A 17,026-nucleotide genomic window follows, 5' to 3' on the forward strand; every position below is an offset into this window, starting at 1 on the left:
GGTTAGTCCCCGTGCGGGTCGGTGGCGTTGAGCATCGCCACCACCTGGTCGTAGTCGCCTCGTGCTTCGGCGTGGCGCAGGAACTTCACCCGCTCGACCTGGATCTCCCGCACGTCGGGCTGCGTCTCGATGATGCCCATGACCTCGGCGACGTACTCGTCGAGCGGCATGGCGTGCTCGTTGTCCGCCTGGCCGGGCAGCAGATCGGTCTGCACCGAAGGCGGCTCCAGCTCGACGACCCGCACCGACGTGTCGGCGAGCTGCAGGCGCAGCGACTCGCTGAGCATGTGCATCGCGGCCTTGGAGGCGTTGTAGCTCGGCGTCACCTTCAGCGGTGCGAAGGCCAGGCCGGACGAGACCGTCATGATCGTGGCGTCCGGCCGGGTCTGGAGGTGCTCGACGAACGCGGCGATCAGCCGGATCGGGCCGAGCACGTTGGTCGTCACGATGTTCTCGGCCGACTCGAGGAACGTCTCGGGACGGTGCCAGTCCTCGACCCGCATGACGCCGGCCATGGTGATCAGCACGTTCGTCGACGGGAAGCGGGCGAGCACGTCCTTCGCCGCGGCCTGCACGCTCTCGGCGTCGGCGGTGTCGATCCGGACGGTCTCGACACCGGGGTGCTCGGCGGCGATCTTCTCCAGCAGCTCGGTGCGGCGGCCGCCGACGATCACGGTGTTGCCGCGCTCCCGCAGGGCGAGGGCGAGCGCCAGGCCGATGCCGCTGGTGGCGCCGGGGATGAAGACGGTGTTTCCGCTGATGTCCATGCACCGATCTTCGTGCCGTGCGCTCAGGCCGCGGCAGAGAGCGCTCATCGGGGGATCGGCGATCCCTGGTTGCCGTGCGGAACGCCGCCATACTGGGCTGGTGGACCGTGTCGAGCTCGCCGCCTTCCTGCGCCGCCGCCGCGAGGAGCTGAGGCCGGAGGACGTCGGCCTGCCCGCGGGCGCGCGCAGGCGGGCACCGGGGTTGCGGCGTGAGGAGGTCGCGTCGCTCGCCGCGATGTCCACCGACTACTACACGCGCCTGGAGCAGCAACGCGGCCCGCAGCCGAGCGAGCAGATGCTCGCCGCGCTGGCCCGTGCGCTCAGGCTGACCGGCGGCGAGCGCGACTACCTGTTCCTCGTCGCCGGCCGCAACGCCCCTTCGCCCCAGGTCACCAGCACGCACGTGGCGCCCGCGTTGCAACGGGTGCTGGACCGGCTCGACGACACGCCCGCGCTGATCCTGTCGAACCTCGGCGAGGTGCTGGTGCAGAACCGGTTCGCCGAGGCGTTGTACGGCGACTCCTCCCGGTTCACCGGTCTCGCCCGCAGCGGGATCTACCGCTGGTTCACCGACCCCGGCGAACGACTGATCTACCCGGAGCACGACCGGGACCGGCAGAGCCGCGCCCAGGTGGCGAACCTGCGCGCCGCGTACGCCGCGATGGGAGCGAAGTCGCGGGCGGGCGAGCTGGTCCGCGTGCTGCAGAAGGCAAGCGCGGAGTTCGCCGCGATCTGGGAGCGGCACGAGGTCGCGAAGCGGTTCGAGGACCACAAGATCCTGGTGCACCCGCAGCTCGGCGAGATCGAGGTGGACTGCCAGGCGTTGTTCACCGAGGACCAGTCGCAGGCGCTGCTGGTCCTCACCGCGCCACCGCGCACCGAGTCCTTCGACAAGATCCAGCTGCTCGGCGTGCTGGGCACCGAGCAGTTCGTCAGCCCAGCCGCAGGATCGTCTCCTCGATCTCGGCCTTCCTAGCCGCGGCATAGCCGGTATCGGTGCCGACGACCTCGAACCCCGCGTTGGTGAGCACCTTCAACGAGCCGGTGTTGTCGCTGGCGGCGCGGGCGTGCAACGGTCGGACGGTCACGCGTTCGAGCAGCAGCCGGACCGCCTGGCTCGCGATGCCCTGACCCCACACCGCGCGGTCGAGCCAGTACGTGATCTCGACGTCGCCCTCCATCTCGAAGCTCGCGATCGTGCCGACCATCCGGCCGTCGGCCAGGATCGCCAGGTTCGTGGTGTCCGGACGAGCCCGCACCTTGCGCATGTGCGCGTCGAACGCCTCGCGGTCGTCGGGGTCCTCGTGGGTGAACGCGGCCATCCACACCGATTCCGGGTCGCGCATGAACTCGAACAACGCGTCCAGATCAGCGTCTTCGAGCTCCCGCAAGGTCACTTCGCTCATCACCAGGACTGTAGTCGTGTGACCTGCCTCACTTCTCGGCCCGGTTTCTGTGACCTGAGGTGAGACTGCCCGGTCTCCCAAGGCACACAGAAGTCGTCGGCGATGGTGAGGGTGTTGGACGTGACTGGTCGGGAGTGGCTGGGCCATTTGGACCTGGAGCAGGTGATCGCCGCACAGGACGGTGATCGCGAGGCGCTCGACGCGGTCGTCACGGCTTCGCTACCGCTGGTCTACAACGTCGTGGGGAGAGCCCTGTCCGCGGACGCCGACGTCGACGACGTCGTGCAGGACACCATGTTCCGGGTCATCCGCGGCATCGGCTCGTTACGCGAGCCCGATCGGCTCCGCTCGTGGCTGGTCGCCGTGACGATCAACCAGATCCGCGAGCACCACCGTCGCCGGGACCTGGCCCCCGCGCCGCTGGAGGAGTACGACCGGGCGGATCCGGGCGCCGAGTTCGTCGAGGTGGCGTTGTCGAGGCTGCACTTCGCCCAGCAACGGCGGGAGGTCGACGAGGCCGCCCGCTGGCTCGACCCGGCCGACCGCGAGCTGCTGGCGCTGTGGACGCTGGAACGCGTCGGGCAGCTGACCCGCGCCGAGGTGACCGACGCGCTCGACCTCGGCGCCCACGCGGTGACCGTGCGGCTGAGCCGGTTGAAGGGGCGCCTGGAGACGGTCCGGCACCTCGTGCGGGCGTTGTCGGCGGAGCCCAGGTGCGCCGGGCTGGCGCAGGCGGTGCAGGGGTGGTCGGGACAGCCGAACCCGTTGTGGCGCAAACGGCTGCTGCGGCACGTCGACGAGTGCGGGCGGTGCCGGCGCGGGGTGGACGACGCGATGCCCGTCGAGCGGATCCTGACCGGTGCCGCGCTGCTCACGGTGCCGGCGGGGTATCTGCCGCGGTTGCTGGAGAACCTCGCCGACCCGGCGCTCGAACCGGTCGTGCACGCCGCTCACCTCGCCGAGGCGTCCGGACCGGTCGCACGGCTCACGGGTTTCGCGTCCACGAAACCGGTTCTGGCGGTGGCGGGTGCCGCGGCGGTGTGCGCACTGGTCGGTGTGGTGGGCGCGGTGGTCCTGTTCCCGTCGGACCCGCCCGCCGCCGTGGCGATCCCGAACACCCCGCCGCCCATCACCACGGTCACCTCGTCGCCCGTCACGGAGTCGTCCACTACCAGCACGACCACCACCACGACCACTACGACGACTACGACGACGACCCAGGCTCCGGAGCCCGTGCGCGTTCCGACGCCGGAGGAACGCGTGCTCGCGATGATCAACGACGCCAGGGCGGCGCAGGGCCTGCCCGCGCTGACGGTGGACCCGGCCCTGGTCACCGCCGCCGACCGGCACACGAAGGCGATGATGAGCAACGGCTGCGGGCTGTCCCACCAGTGCGACGGCGAGAGCGGCCTGGGGGAGCGAGACACGGCGGCGGGCGTCAGGTGGAGCACGGTCGGTGAGAACGTCGGCATGGGCGGTCCGGTGAAGGACACCATCGACGCGATCTCCAAGATGGCGCTCAACCTGACCCAGAGCATGCTCGACGAGAAGCCGCCGAACGACGGTCACCGCAAGAACATCCTGAGCAAATCCTTCACCCGCGTCGGCATCGTGGTCGTCCGGGACGCCAAGGGAACCGTGTGGATGACGCACGACTTCGCGGGTTGACCGACTCCGGGCGAAAAAAGATCATCCTCTGGTCGTACGCGGGAACGCGACCCCAGTAGGACGCGTGACGATCTGTCCGGAAAGCACTGTCTCCTCCGTGCAGATGCCGTCGACCGTCGCGTACCGCAAGCCCGCACCGCGCACCGCCGAAACCCCGGAACTGCTGCGCTGGACGGGTTTCGGCGGTGCGGCGCTGCTGACCGCGGGAGCGTGGGCGGCCAGAGCGGTGCCGTTCGCGCTCGTCCTGGCCGTCGCGGGCGCCGGGCTGGTGGTCCTGGCCTGGGCGCTGCTCGGCCGTGCCACCCCGGACGCGTCGTGGCTGCGCCGGACGCTGGCCTGGTGGTGCGCGCCGCTGCTGGTGGCGCCGCCGCTGTTCAGCGCCGACGTGTTCAGCTACCTCGCGCAGGGCGAGGTGGCGGCCCGCGGGCTCGACCCGAACGTCGTGAGCCCGGCGGTGGGCGCGAGCGCGGAGGCCGTCGCACGGGTCGGGGTCTACTGGCGGGACGCGCCGTCGCCGTACGGGCCGTTGTTCAGCACGGTCGAACGGGCGATCACCACCGTCACCGGCGGTGACCCCGTGGCGGGCATCGTGCTGCACCGGCTGGTCGCGGTGCTGGGGCTGCTGCTGGTCGTGTGGGCGGTGCCTCGGCTCGCCGGGACGTCCGCGCGCATGGCGTTGTGGCTGGGTGTGCTGAACCCGTTGGTGCTGTGGCACCTCGTCGGCGGCATGCACAACGACGCGTTGATGCTCGGCCTCATGCTGTCCGGCACCGTGATCGCGTTGCAGGCCCTCCCGGACCTGAAGTGGTGGCAGTTCACCGCCGGTGTCGTGCTCATCGGCCTGGGAGCGCAGGTCAAATTGCCCGCCCTGGTCGCACTCGCCGTGCTCGGCACCGCCCTCGCGCGGCGGCTGGGTGGTGGCTGGGCCCGGTTCGTCGCCGCCGGTCTGGGCATGGTCGCTGCTGCCGTCGCGGTGTCGGTCGTGACGTCGCTGGCCGGAGGTGCCGGGTTCGGCTGGGTGCAGGCGCTCGGGACGCCGTCGAAGGTGAACAGCTGGATGGCCCCGACGAACTGGCCGGGCTATCTGGCGGGTGCGGTGTTCGGTCCGGAAATCGGTCAGGCGATGATTTCCTCGGCACGGATCGCGGGGCTCGTGCTGATCCTGTGCGGGATCGCGGTGGTGCTGCGGCGCCAGCTGCGCGGCGGGGTCTCCGAGGTGACGGCACTGGGAATGATGATGAGCTTGATCGTGGTGCTGGGCCCGGTGATCCAGCCGTGGTACCTGCTGTGGGCCGTGCTGCCGTTGGCGGCGTGCCTGCCGGCGGGTCCGTGGCGCACGCGTGTCGCCGTGCTGGTCGGAGTCTTCGCCCTGTTGGTGCCGCCGCTCGCGGGCAACTTCACCGGTCATGTGCCGGAACTGGTCGCGGCCTACGTGCTCGGCCTCGCTCTGGTCGGTGGGGCCGCCCTCGTCCTGCGCCGGGTGCCCGTTGCGCAGAGCTGAACTCGCCCGTTACGGCGCCGCGGTCGTCGCTGGTGCCGCCCTCGCGTTGAGCTTCCCGCCGCGCACGCTCTGGTGGCTCGCCGTACCGGCGTTCGTCGTGCTGTGGCTGGCGCTTCGCCGGACGGGGGCACGCCGCGCGGCCGGCCTGGGCCTGGTGTTCGGGCTGACGTTCTTCCTGCCGCACCTGCTGTGGATCGAGCGCTTCCTGGGCGACGACTACGGCCCGTGGCCGTGGCTCGCCCTGTCCGCGCTCATGGCCCTGTTCGTGTGCGGTGCCTGCGCACTCGTCCCGCTGGTCTCGCGGCTGCCCGCGGCGCCGGTGTGGGCGGCTCTGCTGTTCGTGCTGCAGGAAACCGCGCGCGGCCTGGTCCCGTTCAACGGCTTCCCGTGGGGCCGGGTCGCGTTCGGCCAAGTGGACGGTCCTTTTGGACGGTTGGCCGTGGTCGGTGGCGCTCCGCTGGTGACGTTCGCGGTCGTCGTGACCGGTTTCGGCCTGGCGCACTGGCTGCCGCGCGTGCGAGCCGCCTGGGCCGTGCTGCCGTTCGCCGCCGCGCTCGCGGCCGGACCGCTGATCTCCGTCGAGGCCCAGAACGGGCAGCGGAGGGTCGCGGTGGTCCAGGGCGGCGCCCCCGACCTCGGACTGGGGCTGCTCGGCGCGTCGGACAAGTTGCGCGCCAACCACCTGCGCAAGACCGCCGAGCTCGGGGCGTTGATCCACGGCGGCTCGATCCCGGAGCCGGACCTGGTGGTGTGGCCGGAAAGCGCGACCAGGACCCGCGACCGCGACCCGGTGATCGACCGCGCGGTCGACTCGCTGGGCGTGCCGGTGCTGGTCGGCGCCCTGCGCGACGGCCAGAACGAGGTCATCGCCTGGCAGCCCGGCACAGGACCGGGACAGTCGTACGCGAAACAGGAGCTCGTCCCGTTCTCAGAGCACATCCCGCTGCGCCCGCTGGCCCGCCTGGTCACGCCGTTCGCCGACCAGCAGGACATGCGGCCGGGCAGCGAACCGGGCGTGCTGGACGTCGCCGGCGCCCGTGTCGGCGTCGGCATCTGCTACGAGGTCGCCTACGACTACGTGCTGCGCGAGAGCACTGCAGCGGGCGCCCAGGTCCTGATCGTGCCGACCAACAACGCCTGGTTCGGCCGCGGCGAGATGACCTACCAGCAGCTCGCCATGGCCCGCCTGCGCGCCATCGAACACGGCCGTGCCGTCGTCGTCGCGGCGATCAGCGGCGTGAGCGCCGTCGTGCGCCCGGACGGCAGCGTTGTGCGGTCGACCGGAATGTTCACCGACGACCTGATGGTCGACTCCGTGCCGTTGCGGTCGGACATCACGTTCGCCACGAGGTTCGGCGACGTGGTCCACGTGCTGCTCACCGCGGGTGCGTTCGGGGCGTGTCTGGTGGCTTTGTGGACGCGACGGCGAGCACGGTCGGAACCGGCGTCCCTCCCTCGCTGAACCGCGCGGGCGTCAGACCGGCGTCGAGGAACGCGTTCAGCAGGGCGGCCAACGGCCAGTGCGAGGCGCCGACCTTGTCCCGCAGCCCCTGGTCGGTCCACGACCGCTTGGTCCAGTGCCCGTCGAGGTAGCCGGGGCGGACCACCACCGCGGCGGGATCGGTGCGATCGGCGAACCCGCCGCAGAAACACGGGTGCACACCGATGTGGACGAAAAGGCCGCCGGGCTGCAGCACCCTGACGGCCTCGCGCAGCACGGCGGGGTAGCCGGGCATGTCGGTGTGGACCATCACCGAGACCACGGCCGCAACGCTGTTGTCCCGCACGGGCAACCGTTCCGCGTCCGCCCGTGCGACCGGCAGGCGGCCGCGGGCGTGCCGCAGCATTCCGCCGGACAGGTCGACGCCGACCGGTGTCCACCCCAGCTCGCGCACGGTCGCGGCGTGCACCCCGGTGCCGCACCCGATCTCCAGGCACACGCCCCGGCCCTGTCCGAGCAGGTCCCGCAGCGCTCGGCCGACCCCGATCGGATCGTCCTGTTGCGCCGGGAGGAACTGCTTCTCGTACCAGTCCGCGATCTCGTCGTAGGCCGCCACCACACCAGTGGACCGCCGTGGCGGCCGAAGCCGCCACGGATTCCGCGCCCGGCGAACGTCAGTTCGTGCCGAGCAACGCCGATCCCAGCACCGTTCTCTGGTGCAGCACCGACAACCCCTGCCTCTCCGTGGTCAGCAACCCGGCCTCCCGCAACACCGTCGTGTGACGGCTGACCGCCGAAGGCGAGGCCCCGAGCCGTTCCGCCAGCTCGGTGGTCGTGGCCCCGGTGCCCACCGCCGCCAGCACCGCCGACCGCGTGGATCCCAGCAACGCGGCGAGCGCCCCGAGCTCGCGCCGTCCACTCGCGAGCTGCCGCTGCCACGTCCAGTCGTGGTGCACCGGGTACACCACGGTCGGTGGCAGCCCCGGATCTGCGAACGCCACCGGGGTCCGGCGGCAGAAGTACGACGGCACCAGCCGCAGCCCGCGCCCGTTGAGGTGCAGGTCCCGGTCGCAGGCGTACTGGACCTCCAGCACCGGCGGCCGCCAGTTCATCAACGGCCACATGCCGTGCAGCAGGCTCTCGACCGAACCGTCCCTGCTGCGGTGCGTCCGATCGGTCTCGATCGCCTCCTCGATCAGGTCGCCGTACGGTTCGATGACGGCGGCGTGGTAGCGCGCCAGCGCCCCGGTGAGCTCCGCGAGCGCGCCGTCGCAGCCCTCCGCCAGCGGACGGGTCCAGCCCGGCGTCGGGCTCACCTCGGCGAGCAGCCGGAACTCCTCGCGCAGCCGTTGCCGCGGCGTCGCCCGGATGGCGGCGAGCGCCGCACCCAGCCCGTCCGCGCCTTCCGGCGGTGTCAGGAAGTCCGGGAAGTACGGTCCCAACGGCGACAGCACGGACAGCAGCCGCACCCCCGAACGGACCACCTGCCGGTCGCGACAGCGCCGGACGTCACGCAGCCAGGGCTCCAGCAGAACCCCGCTGTCCCCTTCGGTCAGCCGCAGCCGGCTGAACACCATCTCCCAGAGCGGATCCACCCTTTCTGCTATCTGCGTACGCTCCAGATCACCGGCGGAAAAATGGATGCGCAACACAGCAACCTCCCCAGGCCAGGTCACCGTGGGAAACATTACCCGCCGTGTCACTCCGCCGAATTCCGCAACGAGAACCGGGCGCGAGGCCATTGCCCCGCGCCCGGTTCTGTGGTCAACAGGTCAGCCGCAGCGCCCGTTGGTCCACTGGTGCGACCGCACCTGGTACGTGCCGGCCAGATCGCCCTTCTGCCCCTGCTTGGTGCAGCCGATCCGGTTGTTGTAGCCGGTGTTGCGGTAGAAGACCACGCCGGTCAACGAGGAGGACGTGCCGCGGTTGTAGACGGACTTGACCTCCTTGGTGGTCGCCCACGAGCACTTGACGGTGCCGCTGGTCCAGTCCGGGTCGGCCACGTCCCACATGCAGCGGCCGCCGGTGCCGCCGAACCCGTTCCAGAAGCAGACGTTGCCGGTGTTGCAGTCCCAGGCGGCCAGCGCCTGACCCGTCTCGGTGTCGTAGGCCGCGCCGACCGCCGCCGACTGGACTGCCGACTGGGCCACCGGAGCCGCCTGCGCGCTCGGAGCCGCGACCCCGACGACCATGAGCAACGCGACCGGAACCAACGCCAGGAAAACACGCCGAACGAACCTCAAAGGATTCCTCCCTCACCCCGTGAATGAATTCGGCCGACGTCACCTTAAGCAGGGAGGGGAAGTCAGGAAAAGCTATTGCACGGTGCCGCAAAACCTCATTTCACGACCGTCGGGTGTACCTGTGTTTCACGCCGGCCGGGAAGTACTCGGGATCGCCGGCGGGCCGCAGCACGACCTCGGGCAGCTGCCGTTCCGCCGGGACGTAGTGCGCGAACTCGCTGTTGAGCCGCAGCAGCTGGTCCCTGATCGACTCCGCGACGGCCCGCGCGTCGGCGGTCCGTCCGGGCGCGGTCTCCACGGTGATCCGCAGCGTCCGGTCGCGGTCGGCGTCCTCGACCGACTCGATCACGAACTTTCCGGTCACCGCGTCGCTGACACCCGGCTGTTCCAGTCCGACGGTCACGTTCTCCGGATACACGTTCGCGCCGAAGAACGACACCGTGAACAGCGACCGTCCGAAAAGGAACACGAACGGCAGCTGAGGCCCGGGCGGGGGAGTGAACCCGTGCTCCGCGCAGAACGCCAGCAGCTCGTCGTGCGTGAAAACGCCGCCCTCGTCGGCGATCCGGTAGCGGATCAGCGGAATCCCGCCGTCCGCGGTGAACACCAGCGTCCCGTCGTGCACCTCGAAGAACCTGTCGGCCGGGTCGTACTGCACGAGCGTCGGCAGCCGCGAGTCGCCGAACACCTCGCGCGCGAGGTCGGGCCTGATGGCGAAGAACCGGCGAATCCCCACCGAGAGCGCGGTCTCGTTGCCCAGCACCCCGGAATCCGCTGTGCCGTAAAGGGAAGCGACATCGCGCACGGGATCGCCGACGCCCGCCCGCCGGCACACCAGGTCCCGCCACTGCTCGCTGAACACCTCACCGGCGAGCACCAGCTTGATCCGGTACGCCGCCCAGTCCACGCCGGGGGAGTCGATGACGTCCTTGAGGAACGGCGGATAGCCGAGCAGGACGACCTGCTCGAAGTGCGGCGCGAGCTCCGGCAGCACCCGCAGGATCTCGGCCTTGTTGTTGCCCGGCGCCACCACGGTGATCGGGCACCCCTTGGCCGCCAGATGGCGCACGCACGCCTGCGTGAACAATCCGCCGACCCAGGTGCCCAGCGGAAAGCACACCACGGCGAGCGTGGACCGTTCGCCGGCCTCGAACCCGTCCACCAGCACCTGCTCGAACCGCCGTGCCACGTGCAGCTCGTCCTCCAGCGCCCGCGGCCAGACCGTCGGCCGCCCGCTCGACCCCGACGACACCGCGATCATGTCGCAGCCCGCCAGCGTCCCGTCCCGGCACAGCTCCGGCAACGGATACCGCTCGTGGTAGCTCTGCTTGTCCAGCAACGGCAACCGCTGGAAGTCCGCGAACGTCTCGATGCTCGCGGGATCAATCCCGTTCTCCCGCAACAGCTTCCGATACGCGGGCACGGTCGCGGCCGTGTGCTGGAAGAGGTCGAGCACCCAGCTCTGGGACCGTTGCGGGGCAGGTGCGAAGAAGTCGTCGAACGCCGCGCGCACCCGGATCTGCCGATCACCGTCCATCGGTCGAGCCTATCCCAACGTTCATCACCTCTATAGTTTCAGTGTAGACTAAAACTAAACCTCTGCGTAGGCTCAGGAAAGTGCGCATCCTCTTCTCGTGCCGACCGGCCTACGGCCACCTGTTCCCCTTGATGCCGCTCGCGCGAGCGGCGAGGGACGCCGGCCACGACGTCGTCTTCGCGACCGGCCCGAGCTTCGTCGGCAAGGTCGGGGACCTGGGCTTCGAAGCGCACCCGGCGGGCATCTCCATCGGGGAGGCCGAGGCGGAGGCCCGCAGGCGGCACGGGGACGCCGACCTCGTGACGATGCTGATCGCCATGTTCGCCGACGTGCTGCCGCGGGCGACGGTCGCGGACCTGACGCCGTTGCTGCCGCGGGTCAGGCCGGACCTGGTGGTCTACGAGCAGAGCGACGTCGGCGCCGCGAAGGCCGCGCGCGACGCCGGCGTCCCGTTCGTGTCGCACGTGATCGGCAGATCGATGCCGTCCGCGATCCTGGAGCTGGCGGCCGCGGAGATGGCGTGGATGTGGGACGGTGACCAACCCGCGGACCTGATGCTGGGCGACACCGCGATCGACCTCTGGCCGGACACCGTACGGGATCCGGAGGTCGCCAAGCTGCCGCACGTGATCAGGCAGCGGCCGGTGCCGTTCGACCTGGACGTGCCGATGCCGGAGCTGACGTCCGGGAAGCCCCTGGTCTACCTGACGCTCGGCACGGTGGCGTTCGGAGCGACGGAGGTGCTGCGAGCCGCGGTCGGCGGCCTCGCGCGCCTGCCGGTCGAGGTGCTGGTCGCGGTCGGCCCCGGTGATCCGGCGCTGCTCGGAGAGGTGCCGGCGAACGTGCGGGTCGCGGGGTTCGTCCCGCAGGCGGAGGTGCTGCGGCGGGCGGACCTGGTGGTGCACCACGGCGGAACCGGCACGGTGCTCGGCACGCTGGCGGCCGGGCTGCCGCAGCTGGTCCTGCCGCAGGGCGCGGACCAGTTCGTGAACGCCGACGTGCTGACCGAGGTGGGCGCGGCGAGGAAGCTGCTGGGCGAGGAGATCACCGCGGATGCCGTTGCCGAGGCCGCGGGCCTGCTCCTCGACGACCCGGCCGTGCGGGACGTCGCGGTGAAGGTGGCGGCGGAGATCGCTCGGCTGCCGGCGCCCGCGGAGGTCGTCGGGCAGCTGGCCGGGCTGGTGAGGGCGTAGGCCGCACGTCGACCCGCGCTCTGGGAGGGCGCAGGGCTCCTCACAGCCACCGGACGGCTCACCGCACGGTCGCGGGCGCGAACCGCACGCCCGGCCAGCCCTTCTCAGCCGCCCGACTGCTCACCGCACGGTCGCGGGCGCGGGCTTGACGTCCGCCGCGGCCTCCAGGTGGTCGGGCAGCGACGCGCGGTAGATCGGCATCGCCGCCGCCGTGGTCACGATCGCGACCGCCACCAGGATCGCGAACATCTCCGGCGTCACCAGCCCGTACGCCAGCCCGATGTTGATGAAGATCAGGATCATCAGCCCGCGCGCGTTCATCAGGCCGCCCACAGCCGAGGCGTAGCGCCACGAGTAGCCCTGCGCACGCACCACCAGCCCGCAGCCGAGGTACTTGCCGGCGAACGCGGCCAGCATGATCACGGCGAGCGGGAACCACAGCCGCCCGCCCGCGCCGAAGCCGGAGACCTGGGTGTTGAGGCCGCTGAACGCGAAGAACACCGGCAGCAGCAGGATCGAGTTGAGGTCGGTGAGCTTGGTTTCGAGCTCGTGGCGCACGACGGCCGACTTGGGCATCGCGAGGCCGGTGATGAAGCCGCCGAACACCGAGAACACGCCGATGTAGTCGGTGAACCAGCCCGCGAGCAGCACCACGAGCAGGATGATCGCCGTCATGTCGCGGCTGAGCTTGCCGTCGCGTTCGGCGCGGGCGCCGAGCTTACCGAGCCACTTGCGGCCGAGGGTGAGCATGAGGCCGGCGAAGATCGCGGCGCCGAGGATCGTGCGGAGGGCGCCGGACGCGCTGCCGGAGGCGCCGACGGCGATGATCAGCGCGAGGAACACCCAGGCCACGGCGTCGTCGATGGCCGCGGCCACGAGGGTCAGTCCGCCGATCGGGGTGTTGGCGATGCCGCGTTCCTGCAGGATGCGGGCGAGCATGGGGAACGCGGTGATCGACAGGGCGCCGCCGACGAACAGCATGAAGACCCAGAGGCTCGATCCCGTGGGGCTGAGGGAGTCGAAGAAGATCACCGCGGTGCCGGCGCCGAGCAGGAACGTCGGCACGATGCCGGACACGGCGAGCACGGAGGCCTTGCGCGCGTTGGGGCCGGTGGTCAAGCCGTGGTCCAAAGAGGACCCGACGAGGAACATGTAGAACGTCAGGCCGATCGTGCTCAGCACGTACAGGGTGCTCTTGACGTCGGCGGGGAAGAGCTGGGCCTGGACGCCGGGTGCGACGGCGCCGAGCAGGGCGGGTCCCAGCAGCACGCCGGCGACCATCTCGCCGACCACCCTGGGCTGCCGGACGAGCATGGCGAGCCGTCCGCACACGGTGGTCGCGACGAGCACCACCGCGAGTGCGGCGAAGACCTGCAACGCGAAGTGGATCTGGTTCACGGGATCTCCTGGTGTCGGTGCGTGTCGAAGTAGCGGCCGGCCAGGCGCAGCCGGTGGGCGTGCAGCACCATCACGGTGCCGAGCACGAGCTGGACGACGCTGCGCCAGACGTCCTCCCAGCGGTCTCGCAGGCGCATCAGCACCAGGCGTCGGCGCGGCACGGAACCGTCGCGGACGAGCAGGCAGGGGCCTCGGCTCGGCAGCGACCTCGTGTGTGTCACCGAGGAGTGCAACGTGACGCGGCGCAGCACTTCTCGCGCCGCCGCCCGCATCGCGATGGGGGAGAGCCGCCACGCCGGGCAGGGACGGTTGGCCGCGATGCCGAACGGGATGTGGTGCGCGGTGCGACCGGAGGTGTGCTCCCAGCGGCCGGGGTCGAACTCGTGCGGGTTCTCGTAGCCGGTCGCGTGGTAGGCCGGATAGTTGAAGCACAGCACCGAACCCGCCGGGAACGTCGTGTGCTCGTCGAGCTCGATGTCCGCGGTGGTGATGCGGTGCGCGATGCCGAACAGCGGGTAGAGCCGGAACGTTTCGTCCAGCAGGTGCGCGAAGTACCTGTCGTCATGAACCCGCTGTGCTGCTTCGGGATGCTGGGCCAGCGCGAGCAGCAGGTGCGCCATCGCCTCGGACATCTGCACGACGGCGGTGTTGAAGTAGGTGCCCTGCAGGTAGTGGACCTGCTCGGGTTCGGACAGGGTCTCCGGCAGCGGGTGCCGGACGTCCGCGAGCCGCCCGGCCAGGTACCGGGTGAGGCGGGCGCGCCGGGCTGGATGGCGCAGTCCGGTGCACTTCAACGAGGTCACGACGTCGTCGGCGTGCGCGACGATCAGGTCGCGCGCCGCGCGTGGGCACGGTTCGCCGAACACCAGCTCGTAGAAGTACTCGGCCCACACCGGCATCATCAGGTCGCGCAGCCGGACCCGCGTGACCGGTCCGGTGAGCACTTCGTCCAGCACGCGCCGGGTGCACCGGGTCGCCGCGTCGAACAGCTCGTCACCCGGCCCTGCGAGGAATCCGCGCGTCGTGCGGGCCACGTCGTCGTAGCGCGGCCCGGCCTCCAGGTGCTCCTGGTGCACTTCGGGGCCGGGGGAGAGCCAGTACCAGAACAGGTCCGAGAGCCCGGCGCCCTTGCTGCGGCCGTTCGCGGCCGGGTGGCCGTAGAGCTCCTCGAACCGGTCGGGGCCGACCTGGTCGTTGGGGAAGGTGATCGCGTTGTCGCCGTTGACCTTCTCGAACACCTTGGCGCGCAGGGCGATCACCAGCCGGCTCAGCACCGGGCCACCACCATGTCGCGGCTGAGTTCGCCGCCGCACATCGTGAGGACGTGCGCGAACTCGTCGCGCAGCACGTCCAGCACCTGCCGCACGCCGGCCGTCCCGTCGGCCGCGAGCCCCCAGAGCACCGGCCTGCCGATCCCGGCGGCCGTCGCCCCCAGCGCCAGTGCCAGGGCGATGTCGCCTCCACTTCGGACACCGCCGTCCAGCACGACCGGCACTCGTCCGGCGACCGCGTCGGCCACCGCGGGCAACGCGTCGAGTGCCGCCGGCACGACGTCGAGCTGGCGGCCGCCGTGGTTGGACACGAAGATCCCCGTGCCCAGCCCGGCCGCCAGCTCCGCGTCGGCCGGGTGCAGGATTCCCTTGAGCCACACCGGAAGTGAGGTCGTCGAGCGGATCCGCTCGACGTCGTCCCAGGAGAACGCGGCCATCTCGATCTCGCGCAGGCCGGGTGTTCCCGGCAGGTCCCGCATGTTCTCCGCGGCCATCCCGGCGGGCAGGTCGTGGAACCCGTGCGCGATGTCGCGGCGGTGCCGGCCGAAGACGGGGGAGTCGACGGTGATCACCAACGCGGTGCAGCCCGCCCGTTCGGCCCGCCGCACCAGCGCTTCGGTGACCTCCCGGTCGGGCTGCAGGTAGAGCTGGAACCAGACCGGCCCGGTCGCGGCCGCCACGACGTCGGCGATCGGCACGGTCGAGGCCATGCTCGACACCAGCACCGTGCCGTCCATCGCCCGTGCCGTCGCGAGCTCGCCCTCGGGGTGCGCGAGCTTGTGGAACGCGGTCGGGGACACCAGCACGGGAAATCCGGCGCTCCAGATCTCCTCGCCGCGCAACGCCTCCGGCGGGCATTGCGCGGGGGAGCCGTGATCCCAGACCCCGTCCCCGCGCAGCACGCGGGGCAGCAGGGCGCGGCGCCGGAACGCGGCCTCGTTCTCCGCGAGCACGACCTCGTCCCCGGCTCCGCCCGCGAAGAAGTCGTGGTGGACGGGGTCGAGCACCGCACGCGCCTTGTCGTGCAGCTCCGCGAGCACTGGGTTCACCGCGGGTGCTCCCCGAGAAAATTCCTCAGCGGCGCCTTGTGCACGGTCTCGCTGTCCCACTCGTTCTCGAGGTTCTCGGTGAGGTGGTGCTCGTCGACCAACGAGCCGCCGCGGAACCGCCGCACCACCGGGTGCAGGTAGCGGCCGTCGAGCCCGCTGGTGTCGTCCTGGGAGGTCCGGCCGGCGGTGATGTCGAACGGGTTGACCTTGTCGTGGTCCGCGCCGTACTCCAGCGTCACGGTCAGATATGTCTCGACCTCGCCGAACTCCCCGCGCGCCACGGCTTCGTGCAGATAGGCGACCGGCACCTCTTCTACGTAACGCACGCCGTCGGGCCCATGGAGCACCGCGTCGGCCATGAACGCGAACAGCTGCCACAGCGCGGAAGTCCGGTTGACCCGCTCGATGATCGCGTCGGTGACGGCGCCGGGCGCGAGGGAGCGGCTCGGCCAGTCCACCCCGTGGTAGCGGTGCTCGTGGATCCGGTGCAGCGCCCGCACGGCGTAGCGGAAGCCGTGGATGAACCCGCTGGTCGACTTCTTGAAGTCGCGTGCCTGCGTGATCGTGCCCGCGAAGAACAGGCCGGGCACGTTCACCGACTCCCACGCGGCCGTCTGGTCGGGGAAGCGCGAGTTGATCGTGAGCTGCGGCCGGCAGTCCGCCGTGAAGATCGAGGCGTCGAACCGGAACCCGGTCGCGAGGACCACGCGGTCGTAGCGGATCTCCTTGATCACCTCGTTGACCCGCTGGAAGGCGACCTTCACCAGGTAACCGTCGCCGTCGCGGCGGATGCCCGCGATGTGCCCGTCCAGCACGGCGTTCTGCGACTTGAGCTGGTAGGTGTCGAGGAAGTTGTTGTTCACCGCGCGCAGGTGGCCGACGAAGTGCGTCTGCCACGCCAGCTTCAGCGAACCGGGCCCGGCGACGTGGATGACCGACGCCGTCTCGACCAGCGCGTCGGCGGTCTCGAACGCCGAGTTGCCGCGCCCGATGATCAGCACCTTCTGGCCGACGAAGTCCTCGGGGTCGACGGAGACGTCGTAGTAGAGCTCGGCGTGCTCCACCCCGTCGATCTCCGGCACGTACGGCTGCGACACGCCGGTCGCCGCGATGATCCGCTTCGCCCGGTACGTCACCCCGTGCTGGTCGCGCACCACGAAGTCGTCCGGCCTGCTCACCGCCACGACCCTGGTGGTGTAGCGGACCGGCAGGTCGTTCTTGACCGCGAAGTCGCCGAGGTAGCGGACCATGTCGTCGGCCTGCGGGAAGTAGCGCGGCGTGTAGGCGGTGAACAGCAGCCCGGGGTCGTCGGTCAGCAGCGAGTTCCAGTCGACGCGCAGGTTGAGCTCGGGGTCGTCCCAGCCGGTGTGCACCTTGTTGATGGAGATCAGCTGCCGGTGCCGGGGAAAGCGGGTGAAGAACGTCCCGGCCGCCGCGCCGGCCTCCAGCACGAGGTGGTCGCGTCCGGCCCGTTTGAGCAGGTAGGACGCCTGCAGCCCGGCCGGGCCGGCGCCGATCACGAGACACTCCGTCGAAATCTCGCTGGACACGA

The 17,026-nt window shown here is 70.8% G+C and carries 15 protein-coding genes; 5 read left to right on the plus strand and 10 right to left on the minus strand.

From position 1 onward, the window contains the following. Positions 1-2: 2 nt before the first annotated feature. Positions 3-767 (minus strand): SDR family oxidoreductase, encoded by a 765-nt coding sequence (locus tag ACWEIJ_RS23400; RefSeq protein WP_449839333.1) that lies wholly within the window; start codon positions 765-767, stop codon positions 3-5. Positions 768-867: 100 nt separating this feature from the next. On the opposite strand from ACWEIJ_RS23400, the gene ACWEIJ_RS23405 reads away from it, so the two are divergent. Continuing rightward, positions 868-1,743 carry a helix-turn-helix transcriptional regulator gene (locus tag ACWEIJ_RS23405; protein ID WP_449839334.1) on the plus strand — a complete coding sequence of 292 codons (876 nt, stop codon included), beginning with the start codon at positions 868-870 and terminating at the stop codon, positions 1,741-1,743. On the opposite strand, the gene ACWEIJ_RS23410 is transcribed toward ACWEIJ_RS23405, so the two are convergent. Next, a complete protein-coding gene (locus tag ACWEIJ_RS23410; protein WP_449839335.1) occupies positions 1,700-2,173 on the minus strand; it encodes a GNAT family N-acetyltransferase in 474 nt (157 codons plus the stop codon). The genes ACWEIJ_RS23405 and ACWEIJ_RS23410 overlap by 44 nt on opposite strands. A 120-nt stretch (positions 2,174-2,293) precedes the next feature. On the opposite strand from ACWEIJ_RS23410, the gene ACWEIJ_RS23415 reads away from it, so the two are divergent. From ACWEIJ_RS23415 to lnt, 3 genes are all read left to right on the plus strand, one after another. Further along, the gene (locus ACWEIJ_RS23415; protein ID WP_449839336.1) at positions 2,294-3,841 is read left to right on the plus strand and encodes a sigma-70 family RNA polymerase sigma factor; all 1,548 of its coding nucleotides are present in this window, start codon (positions 2,294-2,296) and stop codon (positions 3,839-3,841) included. Positions 3,842-3,944: 103 nt separating this feature from the next. Then, on the plus strand, positions 3,945-5,342 hold the full coding sequence (gene mptB / locus ACWEIJ_RS23420) for a polyprenol phosphomannose-dependent alpha 1,6 mannosyltransferase MptB (RefSeq protein WP_449839532.1): 1,398 nt from the start codon (positions 3,945-3,947) through the stop codon (positions 5,340-5,342). Further along, positions 5,329-6,804 carry an apolipoprotein N-acyltransferase gene (gene lnt, locus ACWEIJ_RS23425; protein WP_449839337.1) on the plus strand — a complete coding sequence of 492 codons (1,476 nt, stop codon included), beginning with the start codon at positions 5,329-5,331 and terminating at the stop codon, positions 6,802-6,804. Before mptB ends, lnt begins: the two co-directional genes overlap by 14 nt. Here the strand turns inward: lnt and ACWEIJ_RS23430 are convergent. From ACWEIJ_RS23430 to ACWEIJ_RS23445, 4 genes are all read right to left on the minus strand, one after another. Continuing rightward, a complete protein-coding gene (locus ACWEIJ_RS23430) occupies positions 6,719-7,399 on the minus strand; it encodes a class I SAM-dependent methyltransferase (protein WP_449839338.1) in 681 nt (226 codons plus the stop codon). The two genes, lnt and ACWEIJ_RS23430, sit on opposite strands and share 86 nt — an antisense overlap. Before the next feature lie 58 nt (positions 7,400-7,457). Beyond that, entirely contained in the window at positions 7,458-8,378 is a 921-nt protein-coding gene (locus tag ACWEIJ_RS23435) for an ArsR/SmtB family transcription factor (RefSeq protein ID WP_449839339.1), read from the minus strand. A gap of 177 nt (positions 8,379-8,555) precedes the next feature. Beyond that, the gene (locus ACWEIJ_RS23440; RefSeq protein ID WP_449839340.1) at positions 8,556-9,026 is read right to left on the minus strand and encodes a peptidase inhibitor family I36 protein; all 471 of its coding nucleotides are present in this window, start codon (positions 9,024-9,026) and stop codon (positions 8,556-8,558) included. Between the two features lie 100 nt (positions 9,027-9,126). Further along, the gene (locus tag ACWEIJ_RS23445; protein WP_449839341.1) at positions 9,127-10,563 is read right to left on the minus strand and encodes a phenylacetate--CoA ligase family protein; all 1,437 of its coding nucleotides are present in this window, start codon (positions 10,561-10,563) and stop codon (positions 9,127-9,129) included. An 80-nt stretch (positions 10,564-10,643) separates the two neighbouring features. Here ACWEIJ_RS23445 and ACWEIJ_RS23450 point away from each other — a divergent pair, with 80 nt between their 5' ends. Beyond that, the gene (locus ACWEIJ_RS23450; RefSeq protein ID WP_449839342.1) at positions 10,644-11,756 is read left to right on the plus strand and encodes a glycosyltransferase; all 1,113 of its coding nucleotides are present in this window, start codon (positions 10,644-10,646) and stop codon (positions 11,754-11,756) included. Positions 11,757-11,876: 120 nt separating this feature from the next. On the opposite strand, the gene ACWEIJ_RS23455 is transcribed toward ACWEIJ_RS23450, so the two are convergent. The 4 genes from ACWEIJ_RS23455 to ACWEIJ_RS23470 are packed head-to-tail and all read right to left on the minus strand — an operon-like array spanning position 11,877 to position 17,024. After that, positions 11,877-13,154 carry a cation:proton antiporter domain-containing protein gene (locus ACWEIJ_RS23455; protein WP_449839343.1) on the minus strand — a complete coding sequence of 426 codons (1,278 nt, stop codon included), beginning with the start codon at positions 13,152-13,154 and terminating at the stop codon, positions 11,877-11,879. Then, on the minus strand, positions 13,151-14,428 hold the full coding sequence (locus ACWEIJ_RS23460; RefSeq protein WP_449839344.1) for a cytochrome P450: 1,278 nt from the start codon (positions 14,426-14,428) through the stop codon (positions 13,151-13,153). The genes ACWEIJ_RS23455 and ACWEIJ_RS23460 overlap by 4 nt, the downstream gene beginning before the upstream one ends. Further along, the gene (locus tag ACWEIJ_RS23465) at positions 14,422-15,474 is read right to left on the minus strand and encodes an alpha-hydroxy acid oxidase (RefSeq protein ID WP_449839345.1); all 1,053 of its coding nucleotides are present in this window, start codon (positions 15,472-15,474) and stop codon (positions 14,422-14,424) included. Before ACWEIJ_RS23465 ends, ACWEIJ_RS23460 begins: the two co-directional genes overlap by 7 nt. Then, positions 15,471-17,024 carry an NAD(P)-binding domain-containing protein gene (locus ACWEIJ_RS23470; RefSeq protein WP_449839346.1) on the minus strand — a complete coding sequence of 518 codons (1,554 nt, stop codon included), beginning with the start codon at positions 17,022-17,024 and terminating at the stop codon, positions 15,471-15,473. The genes ACWEIJ_RS23465 and ACWEIJ_RS23470 overlap by 4 nt, the downstream gene beginning before the upstream one ends. Positions 17,025-17,026 lie beyond the last annotated feature (2 nt).

It is taken from the genome of Lentzea sp. NPDC004789 (genome assembly GCF_053601075.1).

Excerpts from the sequence above, each read along its gene's own strand:
- ACWEIJ_RS23400 (WP_449839333.1), bottom strand. The coding sequence starts at position 767 with ATGGACATCAGCGGAAACACCGTCTTCATCCCCGGCGCCACCAGCGGC.
- ACWEIJ_RS23410 (WP_449839335.1), bottom strand. The coding sequence starts at position 2,173 with ATGAGCGAAGTGACCTTGCGGGAGCTCGAAGACGCTGATCTGGACGCG.
- mptB (WP_449839532.1), top strand. The coding sequence starts at position 3,945 with ATGCCGTCGACCGTCGCGTACCGCAAGCCCGCACCGCGCACCGCCGAA.
- ACWEIJ_RS23445 (WP_449839341.1), bottom strand. The coding sequence starts at position 10,563 with ATGGACGGTGATCGGCAGATCCGGGTGCGCGCGGCGTTCGACGACTTC.